Source organism: Streptomyces sp. SPB074 (genome assembly GCF_000154905.1).
Classification (GTDB): Bacteria; Actinomycetota; Actinomycetes; order Streptomycetales; family Streptomycetaceae; genus Streptomyces.
This window is the reverse complement of sequence record NZ_GG770539.1, coordinates 5,238,845-5,256,273: the sequence shown is the minus strand read 5'-3', so window position 1 is coordinate 5,256,273 and position 17,429 is coordinate 5,238,845. Positions and strand designations below refer to the sequence as shown.

Below are 17,429 nucleotides of genomic sequence, written 5' to 3'. Positions count from 1 at the left end.
CGCGCCGCCGCCCGCCGCCGGGAGGCCCGCGTCCTCGCTCAGGGCGAGGCTGACGGTGACCGGGTCGAGGGCGTCGCCCGCCTTGTAGATCGAGCCGGTCGTGTCGTTGGCGAAGGCGGCGGCGCCGGCCGCCGTGAAGGCCGCGGGGACCTGGCCGAGCGTCACGACGTCGTTCTTGACGGCGTAGGAGGCCGAGGAGAGGTCGAGCTTCGCGAAGTCGACGTCGTTCTTGGTGCCCTGCGGGGTCGTGACGTCGAGCGTCAGGGTGCCCGTGGCGCCGCGCGCGGCGATCTTGACGTCACTGAACTTCATGTCGATGCCGTGCGCCTTGTACGTGAAGCGCACCGCGCCGCCGAAGGAGGCGTCGGTCTTCTTGGCGTCCGGGTCCACGGTGCCCGAGGCGTACGGGAAGGTGAAGACCTCGCCGCTCTTCTTCGCGCCGCCGGAGACCTCGCTGCCGCCGCCGGTCGCGATGTACCTGCGCCAGGAGTCCTTGAGCCCCCAGGTCAGGGTGCCCTTAGCGACGGCGCCGGGCGCGGTGGAGCCCGGGGTCCGGCCCGGCGTGCCGCTCGGCTTCCCGGTGGGCCGGCCCGTGGGCTTCCCGGTGGGTTCGTCGGTCGGCTTGCCTGTGGGCTCGTCCGTGGGCTTCCCGGTGGGTTCGTCGGTCGGCTTGCCCGTCGGCTCGTCCGTGGGCTTGCCGGTGGGCTCGTCCGTCGGGTCCGTCGTCGGGTCCGTCGGCTTCTCGGTGTCCGGTGTCACCGTGAGGGTCGCCGCGTCGAGCGCGGTGCCCGCCTGGTAGAAGCCCTGGAACGCCTTGGCGCCGCCCGCGGTGAGCGTGGCGGGGATGTCCGCGAAGACCATCGCGCCGCCCGCGCCCTGGCCGGGGCGGACGCCGTCGAGGCTCAGCTCGGCGAGGAGCACGTCCTGATCAGTCGTCGTCTTCCCGTCCGCGACGGTCGTGACGTCGGCCGTGATGCCGCCGCCCGTCGTGGTCGTCGTGACCTGGAGGTCGCTCAGTTCGATGTCGAGGACGCCCTCGTGGCCCTCGAAGCGCACGCTGCCGTTGAGCGCGGTGTGCGTGCCGTGGGTGGCGGTGTCGTACGTGCCCGTGCCGCCGGTGAAGGTGAAGGGCCCGTTGCCGTCCGCCTGCGTGGCGCCGTCGCCGGGGGTGATCTTCCCGTGCGCGACGGGCGAGAGGAGGTACTTGCGGAAGGACTCCTTGACACCCCAGTCGAGCGTGCCGTCCTTGAGCTTGATGGTGGGCGCGGCGGCGCCGGGCGCCGCCGCCGAGGCGGTGGGCAGGGTGAGCGCGCCGGTGCCGAGCGCCGCCGCGGTGGCGACGGCGGCGGCCAGGACGGTGGTCTTGCGGCGTCTGGTGACTGCCATGGTGGCTTGCTGCTCCTCGGGTGGACCGTCCCCGGGTGCGGGGGCGGTGGTGGGTGGTTGGGGGGACGGGGCGTGCCGCGTTCGGGTACGGGGGTACGCGCGGTCAGTCGCCCGGGGTCGTGGCGCCGGTGGCGGTTCCGCGCGCCGCGCGCCGCTTGAGCCCGTAGGCCGTCCCGGCGGCGGCGATCAGGACCACGGCCCCGCCGCCGAGCGCGAGCGGCAGGACCGGCGGGCCGTCGCCGGGCGCGGAGGAGGCGTGGGCGCCGGCGGCGGACGCGGAGGGGGAAGGGGTGGTCCTCGCGGCCTGCTCCGGAGCGGCGGAGGCGTCGCTGCCGATGTCGGGCAGGGCGGGGAGCTTCGCGGTGGTGTCGAGGGCGACGGCGAGCGAGACGGGGTCCATCGCCGTGCCCGCCTTGTAGACGCCGCCGAAGACGCCGGCGCCCTCGGCGGTCAGGTGCGCGGGGGCCTCCGTGAGCAGCGCGAGGCCGTCGGCCTTCCTCAGCTTCCCGGCGTCGAAGGTGACGAGGGTGCGGGTCCGGGCCCGCGCGTCGCCCGCGGTCACCTTCGCGCTGAGCGTGCCCTTGCCGTCCCGTACCGCGACGTGCGGCGCGGCGAGGCGCAGGTCGAGGCCGTGGGCCCCGGTGAAGCGGAGGGTGCCGGTGAAGTCCGCGTCGAGACGGCCGTTCTTCGCCTCGTACGTGCCGGAGCCGCGCGGGAAGCGGAAGAGCGCGCCGCCGTCCTCGGCCCCGCCGCCGAGCGTCCACTCGCCCTTCGCGACGGGACCCGTGACGTACTCGCGCCACGTGCGGCGCACACCCCAGTCGAGGGCCGCGTCCTCGATGCGGCCCGCCTTCGCGGGGCGCGCGCTCTTCTCCGCCGGGCTCTTCGACGGGCTCGGACTCTTCGACGGGGCCGGGGACTCGGCGGCCGTGAGCACGTCCACGGAGAGGGTGACGGGGTCGAGCGCGGTGCCCGCCGTGTAGTACCCGGCGAAGGCGCTCGCGCCCTGCGCGGTGAGCGTCGCGGGGACGTGGGCGAGGCCGATCGGGGTGCCGCCGCCCTTGGTGCTGATGCCGCCGAGGTTCAGCGTGGCGAGCGGGACCTGACCGCGGGTGCTCCACTGCCCGCTGCCCTTCGCCTTGCTCCGCATGTCGGCGTAGAGCGTGCCGGCGCCACCGGCGATGCGGACGGTGGGGCGGCTGATGGTGAGATCGAGTGCGTACGAGGCGCCCTTCTTGTGCCCGACGAAGCGCACCCCGCCCGCGAAGCTCGTGCGCAGCGCGCCGCTGTCCGGGTCGTACGTGCCGCTCGCGGACGGGAAGCGGAACTGACTGCCCCCGACGGTGCCGACGCCGCCGCTCAGGCTCCAACTCCCTTGCGCGATGGGGCCGGTGACGTAGCTCTGGAACGAGGACTTGATACCCCAGTCGAGCCGGCCGCCACTCACCGTGTGCTCGGCCGCCCGCGCCCGGCCGAGCGGCAGCAGGGCGAGCGCGAGGGCGAGCAGCACGGCGAGGGCCGCCGGGCGTACGAGGCGGCTGCGCGATGCGTGCTTCATGGACACCTTCGGGAAGGGGGCGCACGGCTCCGGAAGGGCGTGCGGGGGCAGGACGGGAGGAAACCAAGGGAAAAGAGCGGGTCAACCCGGCAAAGCCCTGGTCAATGAGGTAAGGCTAACCTAATGTATGACCCGCGGTCGGGGGAACCCCCGGTTCCCCACGAACCCGAACGAACCCGCAAGAACCCGCACGAACCCAGCAGGACAGGATGGTTGATCAGGTGCGTACGCGACCGAAGCAGTCGCCCGAGGCCGCGAGACGGCCCTCGCTCCCGGCCCGCTTCCGGCTCGGCGCCGCGCTGCTCGCCCTGCTCGCCGTCACGGCCTGCGGCGCGGGCTCCGGCGGCGGACCGGGCTCCGGCTCCGCGGCGGACGGGGGCGCGCCCGCGCGGGCCGCCGCGCACCGCGACCGCGTCGAACCGCTGCCCGGGAAGCCCGTGCCCGGCCTGCCCGCGCGCGTGGCGTCGGCCGACGGGCACACCGTCACCGTGCGGGACGTCTCGCGCATCGTGCCCCTCACCGGGAGCCTCAGCGAACTCGTCTTCAGCCTCGGGCTCGGCGAGCACGTGGTGGCGAGGGACATCACGGCGACCTTCGAGCAGGCGAAGAAACTGCCGCTCGTGACGCGCGCGCACGACGTGTCGGCCGAGAACGTCCTCTCGCTGCGTCCGACGCTCGTCCTCGCCGAGTCCACGACCGGCCCCGCCGAGGCGATCGACCAGATACGCGACGCGGGCGTCCCGCTCGTGATCCTCGATCCCGCGAAGAGCCTGGACGACGTGGACAAGCGCATCCACGCCGTCGCGAAGACCCTCGGCGTCCCGGACGCGGGCGACGCGCTCGCCGCGCGCACCGACGCACGGCTCGCCGCCGTGCGCGAGCGGATCCCCGCGCACGAGGACCGCCCCCGCGTCGCCTTCCTCTACCTGCGCGGCACGGCGTCCGTGTACCTCCTCGGCGGGGCGGATTCCGGGGCGAGTTCGCTCCTGGAGGCGGCCGGCGCGGTGGACGCGGGCAAGGAGTCGGGGCTGCGCAAGGACTTCACGGCGATCACGAGCGAGGCCCTGGCGAAGGCGGCGCCCGACGCGATCCTCGTCATGAGCAAGGGACTCGACTCGGTCGGCGGCGTCGACGGGCTCCTCAAGATCCCCGGCATCGCCGAGACCCCGGCCGGTCTCGACCGCCGCGTCGTCGCGGTGGACGACGGCGTCCTGCTGAACTACGGCCCGCGCACGGACGAGGTCCTGGCGACGCTCGTGGACCAGCTCTACGGCAAGGACGGGAAAACCGGCGAGGACGGCAAGTCCGGCAAGGACGGCAAGTCCGGCGAGGACGGCAGGGGATGACGGCCCCGGAGACGGCCCCGGAGACCGTGCGGGAGAGGGCCCCGGAGACGGTCCGGGGCAGTGGGACGCCCGTACCCGAGAGCGCGCCCCCCGCGCGCGCGGCCCTCCCCTCCCCCAAGGCCCCCCGCCCCGTCACCCGCGTCCTCACACCCGCCCTCGTCCTCTCCCTCGCCGCCCTGTGCCTCGTCTCCGCGAGCATCGGTGCCTACCACATCCCGCTGGGCGACCTCCTCGCCTCGCTCGCGCACAAGGCGGGCGTCGGCGGGCACGCGCTGGACCGGGTCGGCGAGAGCGTGCTGTGGAACGTGCGGCTGCCGCGCGTCGTGCTCGCGCTGCTCGTCGGGGCCTCGCTCGGCTGCGCGGGGGCGCTCATGCAGGGCGTCTTCGGCAATCCGCTCGCGGAGCCCGGCGTCATCGGGATCTCCTCGGGGGCGGCCGTCGGGGCGGTCGCCTCGATCGCGCTCGGCATCGACTTCCTGGGCAACTGGACGGTCTCCGTCTTCGCCTTCGGCGCGGGACTCGCGACGGTGCTGCTCGTCTACACGCTCTCGCGCGCCCACGGGCGGACGGAGGTGGTGACGCTGATCCTCACGGGGATCGCGGTCAACGCCTTCGCGGGCGCGCTCATCGGCCTGTTCGTCTTCTTCGCGGACAACGCGCAGGTCTCGCAGATCACCTTCTGGCAGCTCGGCTCCCTCGCCCAGGCCACGTGGCCCAAGGTCCTCGCCGTGCTGCCGTGCGCGCTCCTCGGGCTCGCGGTGGCACCGCTGCACGCCCGCAAGCTCGATCTGCTGGCGCTCGGCGAACGCCCGGCGCGGCACCTGGGCGTGGACGTGGAACGGCTGCGGATCGTCCTCGTGCTCGTCGTGGCGCTGCTGACGGCCGCCGCCGTCGCGGTCTCCGGGATCATCTCGTTCGTGGGGCTGCTCGTGCCGCACCTGCTGCGCATGGCGGCCGGGCCCGGGCACCGCTTCCTCGTCCCGGCGAGCGCGCTCGGCGGGGGACTCGTCCTCGTGGGCGCGGACCTCGCGGCCCGTACCGTCGCGGCCCCGGCGGAACTGCCGCTCGGGGTGCTGACGGCGCTCTTCGGCAGCCCGTTCTTCTTCTGGCTGCTGCGCAGGACCCGTCGCAAGCAGGGAGGCTGGGCATGAGGTGGTACGGGACGGGCGGGCGCGCGCGGCGGCTGCCGGGGCGGCCCGTGCCCGGCGAGAGCGTGGCGCGCGCGGCGGCGGTCGGGCTCGGGCTCGGGGGGCGGCCGGTGCTGAGCGGGGTCGAACTGCCCGTGCGGGCGGGCGAGGTGCTCGCGCTGGTGGGGCCGAACGGGGCGGGCAAGTCGACGCTTCTCGCGGTGCTGGCCGCCGACACGCGGCCGGACACGGGGGCGGTGGAGATCCTGGGGCGGCCGGCCGGGGAGTGGAGCGCGGCGGAACTCGCGCTGCGGCGGGCGGTGTTGCCGCAGGCGGCGACGCTGTCGTTCCCGTTCACGGCGGCGGAGGTGGTCCGGATGGGCCGCGCGCCGTGGGCGGGCACGGAGCGCGAGGAGCAGGACGAGGCGGCGGTGCGCGAGGCGATGGCGGCGACGGAGACGGCGGACTTCGCGGCGCGCCCCTTCTCGGCGCTCTCGGGCGGCGAGCGCGCCCGCGTCGCGCTCGCGCGCGTCCTCGCCCAGCGGGCCCCGCTGGTCCTGCTCGACGAGCCGACGGCCGCGCTCGACCTGCGCCACCAGGAACTCGTGCTGCGGGTGTGCCGCGCGCGGGCGGCGGCCGGTGACGCGGTCGTCGTCGTGCTCCACGACCTGGGGCTCGCCGCCGCGTACGCGCACCGTGTCGCGGTGCTGCACGAGGGCCGGGTGGCGGCGGACGGGCCGCCCGCCGACGTCCTCTCGGCGGGTCTCCTGAGCGAGGTCTACCGGCAGCCGGTCGAGGTGATCCCGCACCCGGCGACCGGCGACCCCCTGGTCCTCCCGGTACGTGCGGCCCTCAAGTGACCCCGGCAGGGCAGCACTTGACTTCACCTTGACCCTTTCATGACCGTTCCTCCCGGATGAGAGGCAGATCACGAGAAACCGGGGTTCCGGTGAGGTAAGGCTCGGCTAAATTAGGGTCGCCTCACCGGCACTCCCCTTCCCCGGCGGCCCCTCCGCGGCCGTCGCTTCGTGGTCTTGGAGCACACTCATGCGTCCCCTGCGTCGTCCCGTACTCGCCGTGCTCACCGGCGCCCTGGCCCTCGGCGGGCTCACCGCCTGCACCGAGAAGAGCGACGCGAAAGCGGGCGAGGACGGGGCCATCGGGGTCACCGCCGCCGACACGACGTGCGACACGACCGCGAAGACCGCGAAGGCGGGCAAGGTCACGCTCGCCATCGCGAACAAGGGCACGCGGGCGACCGAGGTCGAGATCGTGCTGCCGGACGGGCGGATCGTCTCCGAGAAGGAGAACATCGGGCCCGGCGTCAAGTACACGCTCACCGCCGAGGTCAAGGCGGGCAGTTACGAGATCGCCTGCCGCCCCGGGATGGTCGGCCACGGCGTACGGCAGAAGCTCACCGTCTCCGGCAAGGAGTCCGGGGCGAAGCGCGACCCGCGCCTCGACGCGGCGGTCTCCGCGTACCGCGACTACGCGCAGGACCAGGCCGACCGGACGCTGCCGAAGGTCAAGGTCTTCACGGACGCGATCCGCGCGGGCGACCTGGACGCCGCGAAGAAGGCGTACGCGCCCTCGCGCATCGGCTGGGAGCGGACCGAGCCCGTCGCCGAGTCCTTCGGCGACATCGACCCGAAGACCGACACCCGCGCGGACGGCCTGGAGAAGGGCCAGAAGTGGACGGGCTGGCACCGCCTGGAGAAGGCGCTCTTCGAGGACGGGAGGATCGGCGCCGAGGAGAAGACCCTCGCGACGCGGCTCGACACCGACCTCAAGGACTGGCAGCGGCGCGTCGGCCGCGCCGTCATCACGCCGACCTCGATGGCCAACGGCGCGAAGGACCTCCTGGACGAGGTCGCCACCGGCAAGGTGACCGGCGAGGAGGAGCGCTACTCGCACACCGACCTCGTGGACTTCAAGGCGAACGTCGAGGGCGCCGAGAAGGCGTACACGCTCCTGCGGCCCGTCGCCAAGACCAACGACCCTGATCTGGTCGCCCAGTTGGACACGCGCTTCGCGGCGCTCGACAAGCAGCTCGACGCCTACCGCCCCGGCAAGGACTCCTACGACTTCACCTCCTACGACAAGGTGAAGGAAGCCGAGCGCAAGAAGCTGTCGGACGGCGTCAACGCGCTCGCCGAGCCGCTCTCGAAGCTCGCGGCGGCGGTCGTGGGCAAGTGAGCGCGGAGGAAGCGGGGACGCGCGGCGGCCCCTCCAGGAGACATCTGCTCGGCTGGGGCGGCGCCGGGCTCGTGCTCGGCGCGGGCGCCGCCGCCGGCACCGCGCTCGCGCTCGACGGCGGGGACGCGAAGGCCGCCCCCGCCGCCGTCCCCTTCCACGGCGCCCACCAGGCCGGGATCGCCACCCCCGTCCAGGACCGGCTGCACTTCGCCGCCTTCGACGTCACCACGAACGAACGCGCCGACCTCGTCGCCCTGCTGAAGGAGTGGACGAGGGCCGCCGCGCGGATGACCGCCGGACACGCCGTCGGCGAGGGCGCGTTCGGCGCGGACGAGGCGCCCCCGGACGACACGGGCGAGGCGTACGGCCTCTCCCCCGCGCGCCTCACCCTCACCTTCGGCGTCGGCCCCTCGCTCTTCACGCGCTTCGGGCTCGAAGACCGGCGGCCGGACGCACTGGAGGAGCTGCCCGCCTTCCCCGGGGACCACCTGGAGAAGGCGCGCGGCGGCGGCGACCTGTGCGTGCAGGCGTGCGCCGACGACCCGCAGGTGGCCGTGCACGCGATCCGCAACCTGGCGCGCATCGGCTTCGGCACCGTCGCGATCCGCTGGTCCCAGCTCGGCTTCGGCAAGACCTCGTCGACGACCCCCGGCGCCGAGACGCCGCGCAACCTCTTCGGGTTCAAGGACGGCACCAACAACATCGCGGGCGGGGAGACCGCCGCGCTCGACCAGCACGTGTGGGTCCCGGAGAAGGACGGGCCCGCGTGGCTCGCGGGCGGCTCGTACCTCGTCGCGCGGCGCATCCGCATGAACATCGAGGTGTGGGACCGCACTTCGCTGCGCGAGCAGGAGGACGTCTTCGGGCGGACGAAGCGCACCGGGGCACCGGCCGGGAAGCTCGCCGAGCACGACCCCGTGTCACCGCGCGCGATGCTGCCCACCGCCCACGTGCGGCTCGCGCGCCCGGCCGCGCACGGCGGGCACCGCCTGCTGCGGCGCGGCTACTCCTTCACGGACGGCACGGACGGGCTCGGGCGCCTCGACGCGGGCCTCTTCTTCCTCGCGTACCAGCGCGACCCCCGCACCGGCTTCATCCCCGTGCAGCGCGCGCTCGCCCGCCACGACGCGCTCAACGAGTACATCCAGCACGTCGGTTCGGCGCTCTTCGCGATCCCGCCCGGGGTGCGCGACGCCCACGACTGGTGGGGGCGCGCGCTCTTCACCGCACCGGCCAAGGACTGAGAGGCCCCGCATGTTCGCCAACTACCTCATCGGGCTGCGCGAGGGCCTCGAAGCGAGCCTCGTCGTCTGCATCCTCGTCGCCTACCTCGTCAAGACCGGCCGCCGCGAGGCGCTGCGCCCGGTGTGGACCGGGGTCGTCGTCGCCGTGCTCCTCGCGCTCGGCTTCGGCTGCGCGCTCACCTACGGTTCCCGCGAGCTGACCTTCGAGGCGCAGGAGGCGCTCGGCGGTTCGCTCTCCATCGTCGCGGTGGGGCTCGTGACGTGGATGGTGTTCTGGATGCGGCGCACCGCCCGGCACCTCAGCAGCGAACTCCAGGGCAAGCTGGACAAGGCCCTCGTCATGGGCACGGGCGCGCTCGTCGTGACCGCGTTCCTCGCGGTGGGCCGCGAGGGCCTGGAGACCGCGCTGTTCGTGTGGGCCTCCGTGCAGGCGTCGAGCGACGGCACCCACGGGCCGCTCATCGGCGTCGTCCTCGGGCTGCTGACCGCCGTCGTCCTCGGCTGGCTCTTCTACAAGGGCGCGGTCCGCATCAACCTCGCGAAGTTCTTCCTGTGGACCGGCGGGATGCTCGTCGTCGTCGCGGCCGGGGTCCTCGCCTACGGCTTCCACGACCTCCAGGAGGCCGGCTGGATCGGCGGCCTCACCGACCTCGCCTTCGACATCAGCTCCACGATCCCGCCGGAGTCCTGGTACGGCACGCTCCTGAAGGGCGTGCTCAACTTCCAGCCCGACCCGACCGTCGTCCAGGTCACGGTGTGGACGCTGTACCTCGTACCGGCTCTCGGGCTCTTCCTCGCCCCGGTAGGGTTCGGGCGCAGCAGGTCCAAGGGCGGCGGGGAGAGGGTGGCGGCGGCCGATGAGGGCAGCGCGGAGGATACGGGGACTTCTGCGACGGGGTGAGCGGGGGGCCGGCGAGGCGGGGCCCCGGTACGGGAGACGGGCGCGGGGCGGGCTCTTCGCACTCGCGCTCGCCCTGACCGCGACGGGCTGCGTCACCGTGCACGGCGAGACGGCACTCGTGCCGACCGCGACGCGCGGCGAGGCGGCGACCGCGCTCAAGCGGTTCCGGGCCGCGTACAACGAGGCGGCCGGCGCCCTCGACCCGGCGAAGGACGCGGCCTTCCTCGCCGGGCCCTTCGGCGCCATCACGCAGGACACGCTGCGCTCGCGCCGGGCGCAGGACCCGGGGGCCGGGCGCCGGGCGACTCCGCTGGAGGTCTCCGACGTGCGCTACCTGATCCCCCGGCAGCGCGGCTGGCCGCGCTGGTTCGTCGCCGACACCGACACCAACCGCGACGTGGACGACGACAAGGCCCGCGACACCCGCTGGCTCTTCCTCTTCACGCGCTCGGGCCCCGAGGCAGGCTGGCGCGCGACCTACCTCGCGATCCTCGCCCCCGCGCGCATACCGGAGTTCCGTACGGACGGGGACGGCTACGTCGTCCCCGCGACGCCGGGGGCGCTCAGCCGCGCCTACACGCGCTACCTCCAGGACGGCGAGGGCGAGCGCTTCGCGCCCGGCAGCCACACGACGGGCTGGCGCGAGCAGCGCGCGAAGAACGCCGAGCGCCCCGGCTGGACGGTCCAGTGGGCCGACGAGCCCGCCAGTACGGGCACCTTCCGCCCGTACGCGCTGCGCACCGCCGACGGCGGCAGCCTCGCCTTCTTCGCGAGCCGCCACTACGAGCGCCGCACGGGCGCCGCGAACGTCGCCGTCGTCCCGCCGCCTGCGGCGAAACCGCTCCTGAAAGGCCGCGTGGACCGCTCGTACACGCTGGAGTACACGTCCAACGAGACGGTGAAGGTGCCGGAGCGGGGCGGGCCCGTCGTCTTCCTCAACCGGCTCCAGGGACTGACGGGCGCCGAGGGGAGCTGACCCGGCCCGCGCGGTCCCCCGCGCGCGGGCGGGCGCTCACCAGCCCGGTTCCTCGCCCGGGGTGCCCGCGGCGACGGCCTCCGCGTCCGTGAGCGCGGCGAGGAGCGGCAGCGGGTCCACGAGCGGGTGTTCGGGGCCGCGCAGCCAGGTCACGCCGAGCCCGTCGCCCGGCAGGCGCGCGGGGGGCACGAGGACGTAGCTGCCCCGGCAGTGCCAGCGCAGGCCCGGGTGCTCGTCCACGGCCTCGGGGTGCGAGTCCAGTTCGCACGGCCAGTACTCGTCCTCGTCCTCGGGCGTCCCCCGGGTCGCCGTGAAGAAGAGCATCCGGCCGTCGTCGCTCACCGCGACGGGGCCGATCTCCGTGGGGTCCCCGGTCTCGGCGAGCCGCGCGAGGACCCGCTCACCGGTGCCGTAGGGCACGTCGAGCACGTCGTGGACCATGCCGGTGGCCGTGACGAAGTTCGCCTCGGGCTCCGCCGCCGCCCAGCGCTCGATCTGCGCGCGGTCGTGCGTGGACTGGGTCTGCCAGGCGAAGGAGACGGGGTGCCGGCCCGGCGTGGGGCAGCCGACGCGCGCGCAGGAGCAGCGGTGGCCGACCGGGTGCGCGGCGGGGGCGAGCGGCAGCCCGGCCCGGGCGACGGCGAGCAACAGCGCGGTGCGGTCCTGTGCGGGGGGTTCACCGCCGGGGGGCTGTCCGGTGGCACGCCGCCACCACTGTGTGAGCCTGCCCGGCCGCCGGTCGTGCGCTGCGCCCATCTCACCTCTCACTTCGTCCCGGTGATCGGTCCATGGTGCCACTTGTACGGGGTGATCACGGACGGGGCCCGTTTCCGGGGGCCGGCGCGACGTTCACCCGTTCGGCGCGCAGACCGGCGCGGCGCGTCTGCCGCACGATGACGGTGCCGGGCCGGCCGGGCGCGGCGGCGGGCCGCGCGGCAGCGCGCGGGCCCGCGTGATCTCCGTGGCTCCCCGTACGAGGAGGTTGCCGTGATCCGTTCCGCGCGTGCCCGCGAGGCGAGCCGACGCCACTACCTGATGTGCCCCCCTGAGCACTTCGGGGTCCGTTACGCGATCAATCCCTGGATGGACCCGGGGACGCCGGTGGACCGGGCGCGGGCGCTCGCGCAGTGGGAGGGGCTCGTGGCCTGCTACCGGGCGCTCGGGCACACCGTGGACGTGCTGGACCCGGAGCCGGGGCTGCCGGACATGGTGTTCGCGGCGAACGGGGCGACCGTCGTGGACGGGCGGGTGCTCGGGGCGCGGTTCGCGTTCGCTGAGCGGGAGCCGGAGGCGGCGGCGCACCGGGCGTGGTTCGCGGCGCGGGGCTGGGCGGAGCCCGGGGTGCCGGTACAGGTCAACGAGGGCGAGGGCGACTTCGCCGTGACGGGCCGCTGGCTGCTCGCCGGGCACGGCTTCCGCTCCTCGCCGCTCGCGCTCGGCGAAGCGCAGGAGTACTTCGGGCGCCCGGCCATCGGTCTGGAGCTGGTCGATCCGCGCTTCTACCACCTGGACACGGCGCTCTCGGTGCTCGACGCGGAGCGCGAGGAGGTCGTGTACTTCCCCGGCGCGTTCTCGCCGGGCAGCCGCGCCGTCCTCGCCGCGCTCTTTCCCGGCGCGCTGCTCGCGAGCGAGGCGGACGCGCTGGCGCTGGGCCTCAACGCGGTCTCCGACGGGCGGCACGTCGTGCTGCCGCGCGAGGCGCGCGGGCTCCTCGCCCCGCTGCGGGAGCGGGGCTTCGACCCGGTGGAGGTGGAGCTGGACGAGCTGGTGAAGGGCGGCGGGAGCGTCAAGTGCTGCACGCAGGAGCTGCGCCCGGCGCCGGTTCAGCCCGGCGTGCCGGGCCCGGCGTCCGCCGCGTCCTCGGCGGGGGGCCAGGCGTCGCCCCAGTCGATGTCGCGGGCCGCCCGGTAGAGGGGGCCCTGGCGCTTGGTGACCGTGGCGCGGCGCAGGGTCTCCCCGGGCTCGCACAGGTCCAGGATGACCTGGCCCTTGCGGATCTGCGGGCGGCGCAGGACGCGCGCGGGGACCCGCGCCGGGGCGGCGCGGGTGGCGGCGACGTAGGCGAACTTCTCGTCCTCGTACGGGAGTGAGCCGCCCTTGACCTGCCGGTGCAGCGAGGAGCGGGCGACGCGGGCGGAGAAGTGGCACCAGTCGCGGCCCGGCTCGATGGGGCAGCGCCCGTCGTGCGGGCAGGGGGCGGCGACGTGGAGTCCGGCGGCGAGGAGGCGGTCGCGGGCCGCGAGGACGCGGGCGTAGCCCTCGGGGGTGCCGGGTTCGGTGACGACGATCGCGGCTGCCGGGTCCTCGCCGCCCGCCGCGAGGGCGGTGTCCACGACGGCCGCGCGGTCGGCCTCGGTGAGTTCGCCGAGGACGTACGAGACGGTGACGAGGTGCGCGGCGGGGGTGGTGCCCGTGCCGACGCGGCCCTGGGTCCAGCGGGTGCCGCGCACGGCGGGCCAGGGCGCGGCGGCGGCGAGTTCGGCGCCGAGGTCGAGCGCGGGGCGCGCCCAGTCGATGACGGTGACGGGCCGTTCCCCGTCCCACGTGGCGCCGACCGCCCACACGGCGGCCCCCGTGCCGCCGCCGAGGTCGAGGTGGCTGCCCGGGGGTCCAGCCGGGGCGGGCCGCGGCGAGGGCGCCGAGCGCGGCGCGCATCGCCTCGAAGGTCGCGGGCATCCGGTACGCGGCGTAGGCGGCGACGTCGGAGCGGTCGCGCAGGACGGGCGCCCCGGTGGGGGTGCGGCCCCGGTAGTGCCCGATGAGGCGGTCCACGGACCGGGCGGCGGCGCGGGCGGGGAGCCCGTCGAGGAGGGTGGCGAGCGCGGCGCGCAGCGCCTCGGAGGGGGCGTGGTGCGGGTGGGTCACCCCGGGATCGTTCACCCCGGGATTCTAGGGGCGGCCTCGTGGGCCAGCGGGCGGCCCGTGTCCCGTACGGCTCGTTTGAGGCGGGTCGCGGAGCGGGCGCGGGGCGTGCTGTCGGGGGCGCGGCGGCGGGGGTGGACGGTGGTGGCGAGCAGGACGAGGAAGGTGTCCGTGGCGCGGTCCACGACGAGCGAGGTGCCCGTGAAGCCGGTGTGCCCCGCGCACAGCGGGCCCGCGAGCTCGCCCATGTACCAGGGCTGATCGACCTCGAAGCCGAGCCCTTCGTCGAGCATGAGCGCGGTGAGGGTGGGGCCGAGGACGCGGGCGGTGCCGTAGGAGCCGCCACGGAGCAGCACGCGGCACAGGACCGCGAGGTCGTGCCCGGTGCCGAAGAGCCCGGCGTGGCCGGCGACGCCGCCGAGCGCCCAGGCGTTCTCGTCGTGGACGAGGCCGCGCACCATGCCCCGGTCGGCCTTCGCCCACGGGCGGCGTTCGTCCTCGGTGGCGGCCGCGCCGGGGCAGGGGCCGAAGCGGGTGGCGGTCATGCCGAGGGGGCGGGTGATGCCGTCGGCGACGAGCTCGTCGAGGCGCTGTCCGGTGCGGCGTTCGAGGAGGTGCTGGAGCAGCAGCGGGTTGAGGTCGGAGTAGCGGCGGGTGCCGGGCTCGGCGACGGGATCCTCGGTGGCGAGGGCCCGGTGGCGGGCGGCGGCGTCGGGGAGCGCGTACAGCGGGAGTTCGGGGCGCAGGCCCGTGGTGTGGGTGAGCAGGGCGCGGACGGTGAAGCCGTGCGCGGCGGCGGCCGGGTGGTCGGTGAGGACGTCGGCGACGCGGGTGTCGAGGGCGAGGGTGCCGCGCTCGACCTGCTGGAGCGTGGCGATCGCGGTGAAGAGCTTGGTGAGCGAGGCGAGGTCGAAGGGGGTGTCCGGGCGGACGGGGACGCGTTCCTCCGGGGGGAGTTCCACGCCGGCGCCGCGCTCCTCGTCCCAGGCGCGGTAGCGCAGCGCCCACCCCGCCGCCGTTTCGGCGACGAGGTGGGGGCCGCGTCCGGCGAGGACGACGGCTGCGGCGCACCAGGGCGCTTCCCCCTGGGTGAGGGCCCGCACCTCGTCGGTGAGGCGGGCGATCTCGCGGGGGTCGAGTCCGGCGCGCTCGGGGCTCGCGCGGCGCAGGCGGGCGGTGTTCAGCCTTCGTCAGCCCCTTCGCGAGCCTTTTCGCGGGACGGGGTCCCGGCGGTTTCGGCGGCGGCTTCCACCGGGCCCGGCGTTGCGGCGGCCCGGGCGGGCAGCGCGGTCGTCGTGACCTCGTGGCGCAGCGCCGTCCGCGTCGCCCCGCCGCCCGCGCCGGGACGGCACAGGAGGACGAAGGCGGCGCCGGCGACGAGGACGCTGACGAGCTGGACGAGTGCCATGGGCACGGCGGTGTCCTCGCCCGCGATGCCGACGAGCGGCGAGGCGATGGCGCCGATGAGGAAGGAGGAGGTGCCGATGAGCGCGGAGGCCGATCCGGCGGCGTGCGGGGCGCGCTGGAGGCCGAGGGTCTGCGCGTTCGGCATGACGAGGCTCATGGAGGACATGAGGACGAACAGGCCGACGGCGAGCGGTACGAGGCCGACGTGTCCGAAGACGCCGCTCGTCATGAGCAGCAGGGCGAGCGCGGCCGCCGTGATGAGCGAGAGCCCGACGCCGGTGGCGCGCTCCAGGCTCACGCGGCCCACGAGGAGCCGCCCGTTGACCTGGCCCATGACGATGAGCCCGACGGAGTTGATACCGAACAGCAGGCTGAAGACCTGGGGGCTCGCCCCGTAGATCTCCTGGATCACGAACGGCGAGGCGCTCACGTACGCGAAGAGCGCGGCGAAGGTGAAGCCGCCGACGAGGACGTGACCGGTGAAGACGCGGTCGGCGAGGAGCCCGCGCATCGTGGCGAGCGCCTCGCGGGTGCCGCCGGTGTGGCGGCGCGCGGGCGGCAGGGTCTCGGGGAGGCTGCGCACGACGAGGAGCGTGAGCAGGGTGCCGACGACGGTGAGGACGAGGAAGATGCCCCGCCAGTCGGTGAAGCGCAGGATCTGCCCGCCGATGAGCGGGGCGACGATCGGGGCGACCCCGGAGATGAGCATGAGGGTCGAGAAGAACCGGGCCATCGCGAGGCCGTCGTACAGGTCGCGGACGACGGCGCGGGCGATGACGATGCCGGCCGCCCCGGCGAGGCCCTGGATCAGCCGGAAGGCGATGAGCGGCGCGGTGCCGGGGGCGAGCGCGCACGCGGCCGTCGCGAGGACGTAGATGACGAGGCCGACGAGGAGCGGGCGGCGGCGGCCGAAGCGGTCGCTGAGCGGGCCCACGACGAGCTGGCCGAGCGCCATGCCGGTGAGGCAGGCGGTGAGCGTGAGCTGCACGGTCGCGGCGGGGCTGCCGAGCGCTTCGGTGACCTTCGGCAGGGCCGGGAGGTACATGTCCATCGACAGCGGCGGCGTGGCGGTGAGGCCGCCGAGCACGAACGTGGTGAGGAGGGAGGTGCGGCGGGCGGTTATGACGGGGTCCGCGGCCTCGGCGGCCTCGTGGGCCTCCGCCGGGGGGACGGTCGCGGGTGGGGGGACGGCGGCGGGGGTGTCGCCGGGGACGGGGGTGTCGACTGCGGGCTGTCGCGTGCCGGGGGCGCGCTCCACCATGTGTGCCTCTCAGATGCGGGAACCGGTTTCCTATGCTCTCAGCTCGAACGGACCGCTGCGGACCGTTTTCCGCCGCGCCGGGCCGTTCCGGGCCCCGGCGGGCGGTGCGAGAGAGATGAGGCCGGCATGGCCGAGGAGATCACGGGACGTCCGGTGCGCTGGGGAGTCCTCGCGACCGGGGGCATCGCGGCGACGTTCGCGGCGGACCTGCTGACGGTGCCCGGCGCGGAGCTGGTCGCGGTCGGCTCGCGGACGCCGGAGGCGGCGCGGGCCTTCGCCGAGCGCTTCACGATCCCGCGCGCGCACGGTTCCTGGGCGGCGCTCGCGGCGGACGAGGAGGTGGACGTCGTGTACGTGGCGACGCCGCACTCGGCGCACGTGGAGGCGGCGCGGCTGTGCCTGGAGGCGGGCCGGGGCGTGCTGTGCGAGAAGCCGATGGCGCTCGGCGCGCGGCAGGCGGCGGGGCTCGTGGACCTGGCCCGGACGCGGGACGTCTTCCTGATGGAGGCGATGTGGACGTACGTCAATCCGCTCGTGCGCCGGCTCAAGCTGCTCGTGGAGGAGGGCGCGATCGGTGAAGTCGTCTCGGTCGAGGCGGACTTCTCGGTGGACGGTCCTTTCCCGGCGGACCACCGCATGGTGGACCCGGCGCAGGGCGGCGGCGCGCTCCTGGACCTCGGCGTCTACCCGGTCGCCTTCGCGCAGCTCCTGCTCGGCGAGCCGGACGGGGTGCGGGCGAGCGCGAAGCTCTCCGCACGCGGGGTGGACCTCCAGACCGGGATGCTCCTGGACTGGGCGAACGGGGCGCACGCGCTGCTTCGTTGCGGGCTCCTCGGCGCGGGCCCGACGCGGGCGACGGTCGTGGGTTCCGCGGGCCGTGTCGAGATCGCGGGCGACTTCTTCCACCCCGCGGCCTTCGTCCTGCACCGCCGGGGCGCCGAACCGGTCACGTACACGGCGCGCGAGGAGGGCGGCGGCGAGGGCTACGTACCCGAGGCGGTCGAGGTGACGCGGTGCCTGCGCGAGGGGCTGACCGAGTCGCCGCTGGTGCCGCTGGAGGGCACGCTCGCGGTGCTGCGCACGCTGGACCGGGTTCGGGAGGCGACGGGGGTGCGGTACGAGGGTGAGTGAGCGGGGCCCCCGCGGGGGCGGACCACGGTCGCGG

Annotated in this window: 14 protein-coding genes and 1 pseudogene; 9 read left to right on the top strand and 6 right to left on the bottom strand. The window is 75.1% G+C overall.

Annotation, left to right across the window (positions count from 1 at the left end):
* A partial coding sequence (locus tag SSBG_RS22280) for an HtaA domain-containing protein (protein ID WP_008748327.1) occupies positions 1-1,386 on the bottom strand: 1,386 nt, incomplete at its 3' end.
* A 103-nt stretch (positions 1,387-1,489) separates the two neighbouring features.
* On the bottom strand, positions 1,490-2,944 hold the full coding sequence (locus SSBG_RS22275) for an HtaA domain-containing protein (RefSeq protein ID WP_008748326.1): 1,455 nt from the start codon (positions 2,942-2,944) through the stop codon (positions 1,490-1,492).
* A 209-nt stretch (positions 2,945-3,153) separates the two neighbouring features.
* Here SSBG_RS22275 and SSBG_RS22270 point away from each other — a divergent pair, with 209 nt between their 5' ends.
* The 7 genes from SSBG_RS22270 to SSBG_RS22240 all read left to right on the top strand — a co-directional run bounded on the left by SSBG_RS22270 (position 3,154) and on the right by SSBG_RS22240 (position 10,734).
* Positions 3,154-4,290: an ABC transporter substrate-binding protein gene (locus tag SSBG_RS22270; RefSeq protein ID WP_199781394.1), complete on the top strand. Its 1,137-nt coding sequence runs from the start codon at positions 3,154-3,156 to the stop codon at positions 4,288-4,290.
* The gene (locus SSBG_RS22265; protein ID WP_234010624.1) at positions 4,287-5,441 is read left to right on the top strand and encodes a FecCD family ABC transporter permease; all 1,155 of its coding nucleotides are present in this window, start codon (positions 4,287-4,289) and stop codon (positions 5,439-5,441) included. Before SSBG_RS22270 ends, SSBG_RS22265 begins: the two co-directional genes overlap by 4 nt.
* On the top strand, positions 5,438-6,277 hold the full coding sequence (locus SSBG_RS22260) for a heme ABC transporter ATP-binding protein (protein ID WP_008748323.1): 840 nt from the start codon (positions 5,438-5,440) through the stop codon (positions 6,275-6,277). Before SSBG_RS22265 ends, SSBG_RS22260 begins: the two co-directional genes overlap by 4 nt.
* A gap of 187 nt (positions 6,278-6,464) precedes the next feature.
* A complete protein-coding gene (gene efeO / locus SSBG_RS22255; protein WP_008748322.1) occupies positions 6,465-7,613 on the top strand; it encodes an iron uptake system protein EfeO in 1,149 nt (382 codons plus the stop codon).
* Complete coding sequence (gene efeB / locus SSBG_RS22250) at positions 7,610-8,857, top strand: iron uptake transporter deferrochelatase/peroxidase subunit (protein ID WP_008748321.1); 1,248 nt, start codon at positions 7,610-7,612, stop codon at positions 8,855-8,857. Before efeO ends, efeB begins: the two co-directional genes overlap by 4 nt.
* 10 nt (positions 8,858-8,867) lie before the next feature.
* Positions 8,868-9,758 carry an iron uptake transporter permease EfeU gene (efeU, locus tag SSBG_RS22245; RefSeq protein WP_008748320.1) on the top strand — a complete coding sequence of 297 codons (891 nt, stop codon included), beginning with the start codon at positions 8,868-8,870 and terminating at the stop codon, positions 9,756-9,758.
* Positions 9,733-10,734 carry a hypothetical protein gene (locus SSBG_RS22240; RefSeq protein ID WP_037871773.1) on the top strand — a complete coding sequence of 334 codons (1,002 nt, stop codon included), beginning with the start codon at positions 9,733-9,735 and terminating at the stop codon, positions 10,732-10,734. The genes efeU and SSBG_RS22240 overlap by 26 nt, the downstream gene beginning before the upstream one ends.
* Before the next feature lie 36 nt (positions 10,735-10,770).
* Here SSBG_RS22240 and SSBG_RS22235 read toward each other — a convergent pair whose 3' ends face one another.
* Positions 10,771-11,490: a bifunctional DNA primase/polymerase gene (locus tag SSBG_RS22235; RefSeq protein ID WP_037870405.1), complete on the bottom strand. Its 720-nt coding sequence runs from the start codon at positions 11,488-11,490 to the stop codon at positions 10,771-10,773.
* A gap of 231 nt (positions 11,491-11,721) precedes the next feature.
* On the opposite strand from SSBG_RS22235, the gene ddaH reads away from it, so the two are divergent.
* Positions 11,722-12,645 (top strand): dimethylargininase, encoded by a 924-nt coding sequence (gene ddaH / locus SSBG_RS22230; protein ID WP_037870402.1) that lies wholly within the window; start codon positions 11,722-11,724, stop codon positions 12,643-12,645.
* Here ddaH and SSBG_RS22225 read toward each other — a convergent pair.
* From SSBG_RS22225 to SSBG_RS22215, 3 genes and pseudogenes are all read right to left on the bottom strand, one after another.
* Positions 12,558-13,599 (bottom strand): annotated as a pseudogene (locus tag SSBG_RS22225) (small ribosomal subunit Rsm22 family protein). The gene ddaH and the pseudogene SSBG_RS22225 overlap by 88 nt on opposite strands.
* Positions 13,600-13,610: 11 nt before the next feature.
* Positions 13,611-14,699 carry a serine hydrolase domain-containing protein gene (locus tag SSBG_RS22220; protein ID WP_008748316.1) on the bottom strand — a complete coding sequence of 363 codons (1,089 nt, stop codon included), beginning with the start codon at positions 14,697-14,699 and terminating at the stop codon, positions 13,611-13,613.
* Between the two features lie 77 nt (positions 14,700-14,776).
* Complete coding sequence (locus tag SSBG_RS22215) at positions 14,777-16,264, bottom strand: multidrug effflux MFS transporter (RefSeq protein WP_037870400.1); 1,488 nt, start codon at positions 16,262-16,264, stop codon at positions 14,777-14,779.
* A gap of 126 nt (positions 16,265-16,390) precedes the next feature.
* On the opposite strand from SSBG_RS22215, the gene SSBG_RS22210 reads away from it, so the two are divergent.
* A complete protein-coding gene (locus SSBG_RS22210) occupies positions 16,391-17,395 on the top strand; it encodes a Gfo/Idh/MocA family protein (RefSeq protein ID WP_008748314.1) in 1,005 nt (334 codons plus the stop codon).
* Positions 17,396-17,429: the final 34 nt, after the last annotated feature.

Bases quoted from the DNA above. Each gene is read 5' to 3' on its own strand.
- SSBG_RS22265 (WP_234010624.1), top strand. From the start codon at position 4,287: ATGACGGCCCCGGAGACGGCCCCGGAGACCGTGCGGGAGAGGGCCCCG.
- SSBG_RS22235 (WP_037870405.1), bottom strand. From the start codon at position 11,490: ATGGGCGCAGCGCACGACCGGCGGCCGGGCAGGCTCACACAGTGGTGG.
- SSBG_RS22275 (WP_008748326.1), bottom strand. From the start codon at position 2,944: ATGAAGCACGCATCGCGCAGCCGCCTCGTACGCCCGGCGGCCCTCGCC.
- SSBG_RS22270 (WP_199781394.1), top strand. From the start codon at position 3,154: ATGGTTGATCAGGTGCGTACGCGACCGAAGCAGTCGCCCGAGGCCGCG.
- SSBG_RS22215 (WP_037870400.1), bottom strand. From the start codon at position 16,264: ATGGTGGAGCGCGCCCCCGGCACGCGACAGCCCGCAGTCGACACCCCC.
- efeO (WP_008748322.1), top strand. From the start codon at position 6,465: ATGCGTCCCCTGCGTCGTCCCGTACTCGCCGTGCTCACCGGCGCCCTG.
- efeU (WP_008748320.1), top strand. From the start codon at position 8,868: ATGTTCGCCAACTACCTCATCGGGCTGCGCGAGGGCCTCGAAGCGAGC.
- SSBG_RS22210 (WP_008748314.1), top strand. From the start codon at position 16,391: ATGGCCGAGGAGATCACGGGACGTCCGGTGCGCTGGGGAGTCCTCGCG.
- SSBG_RS22260 (WP_008748323.1), top strand. From the start codon at position 5,438: ATGAGGTGGTACGGGACGGGCGGGCGCGCGCGGCGGCTGCCGGGGCGG.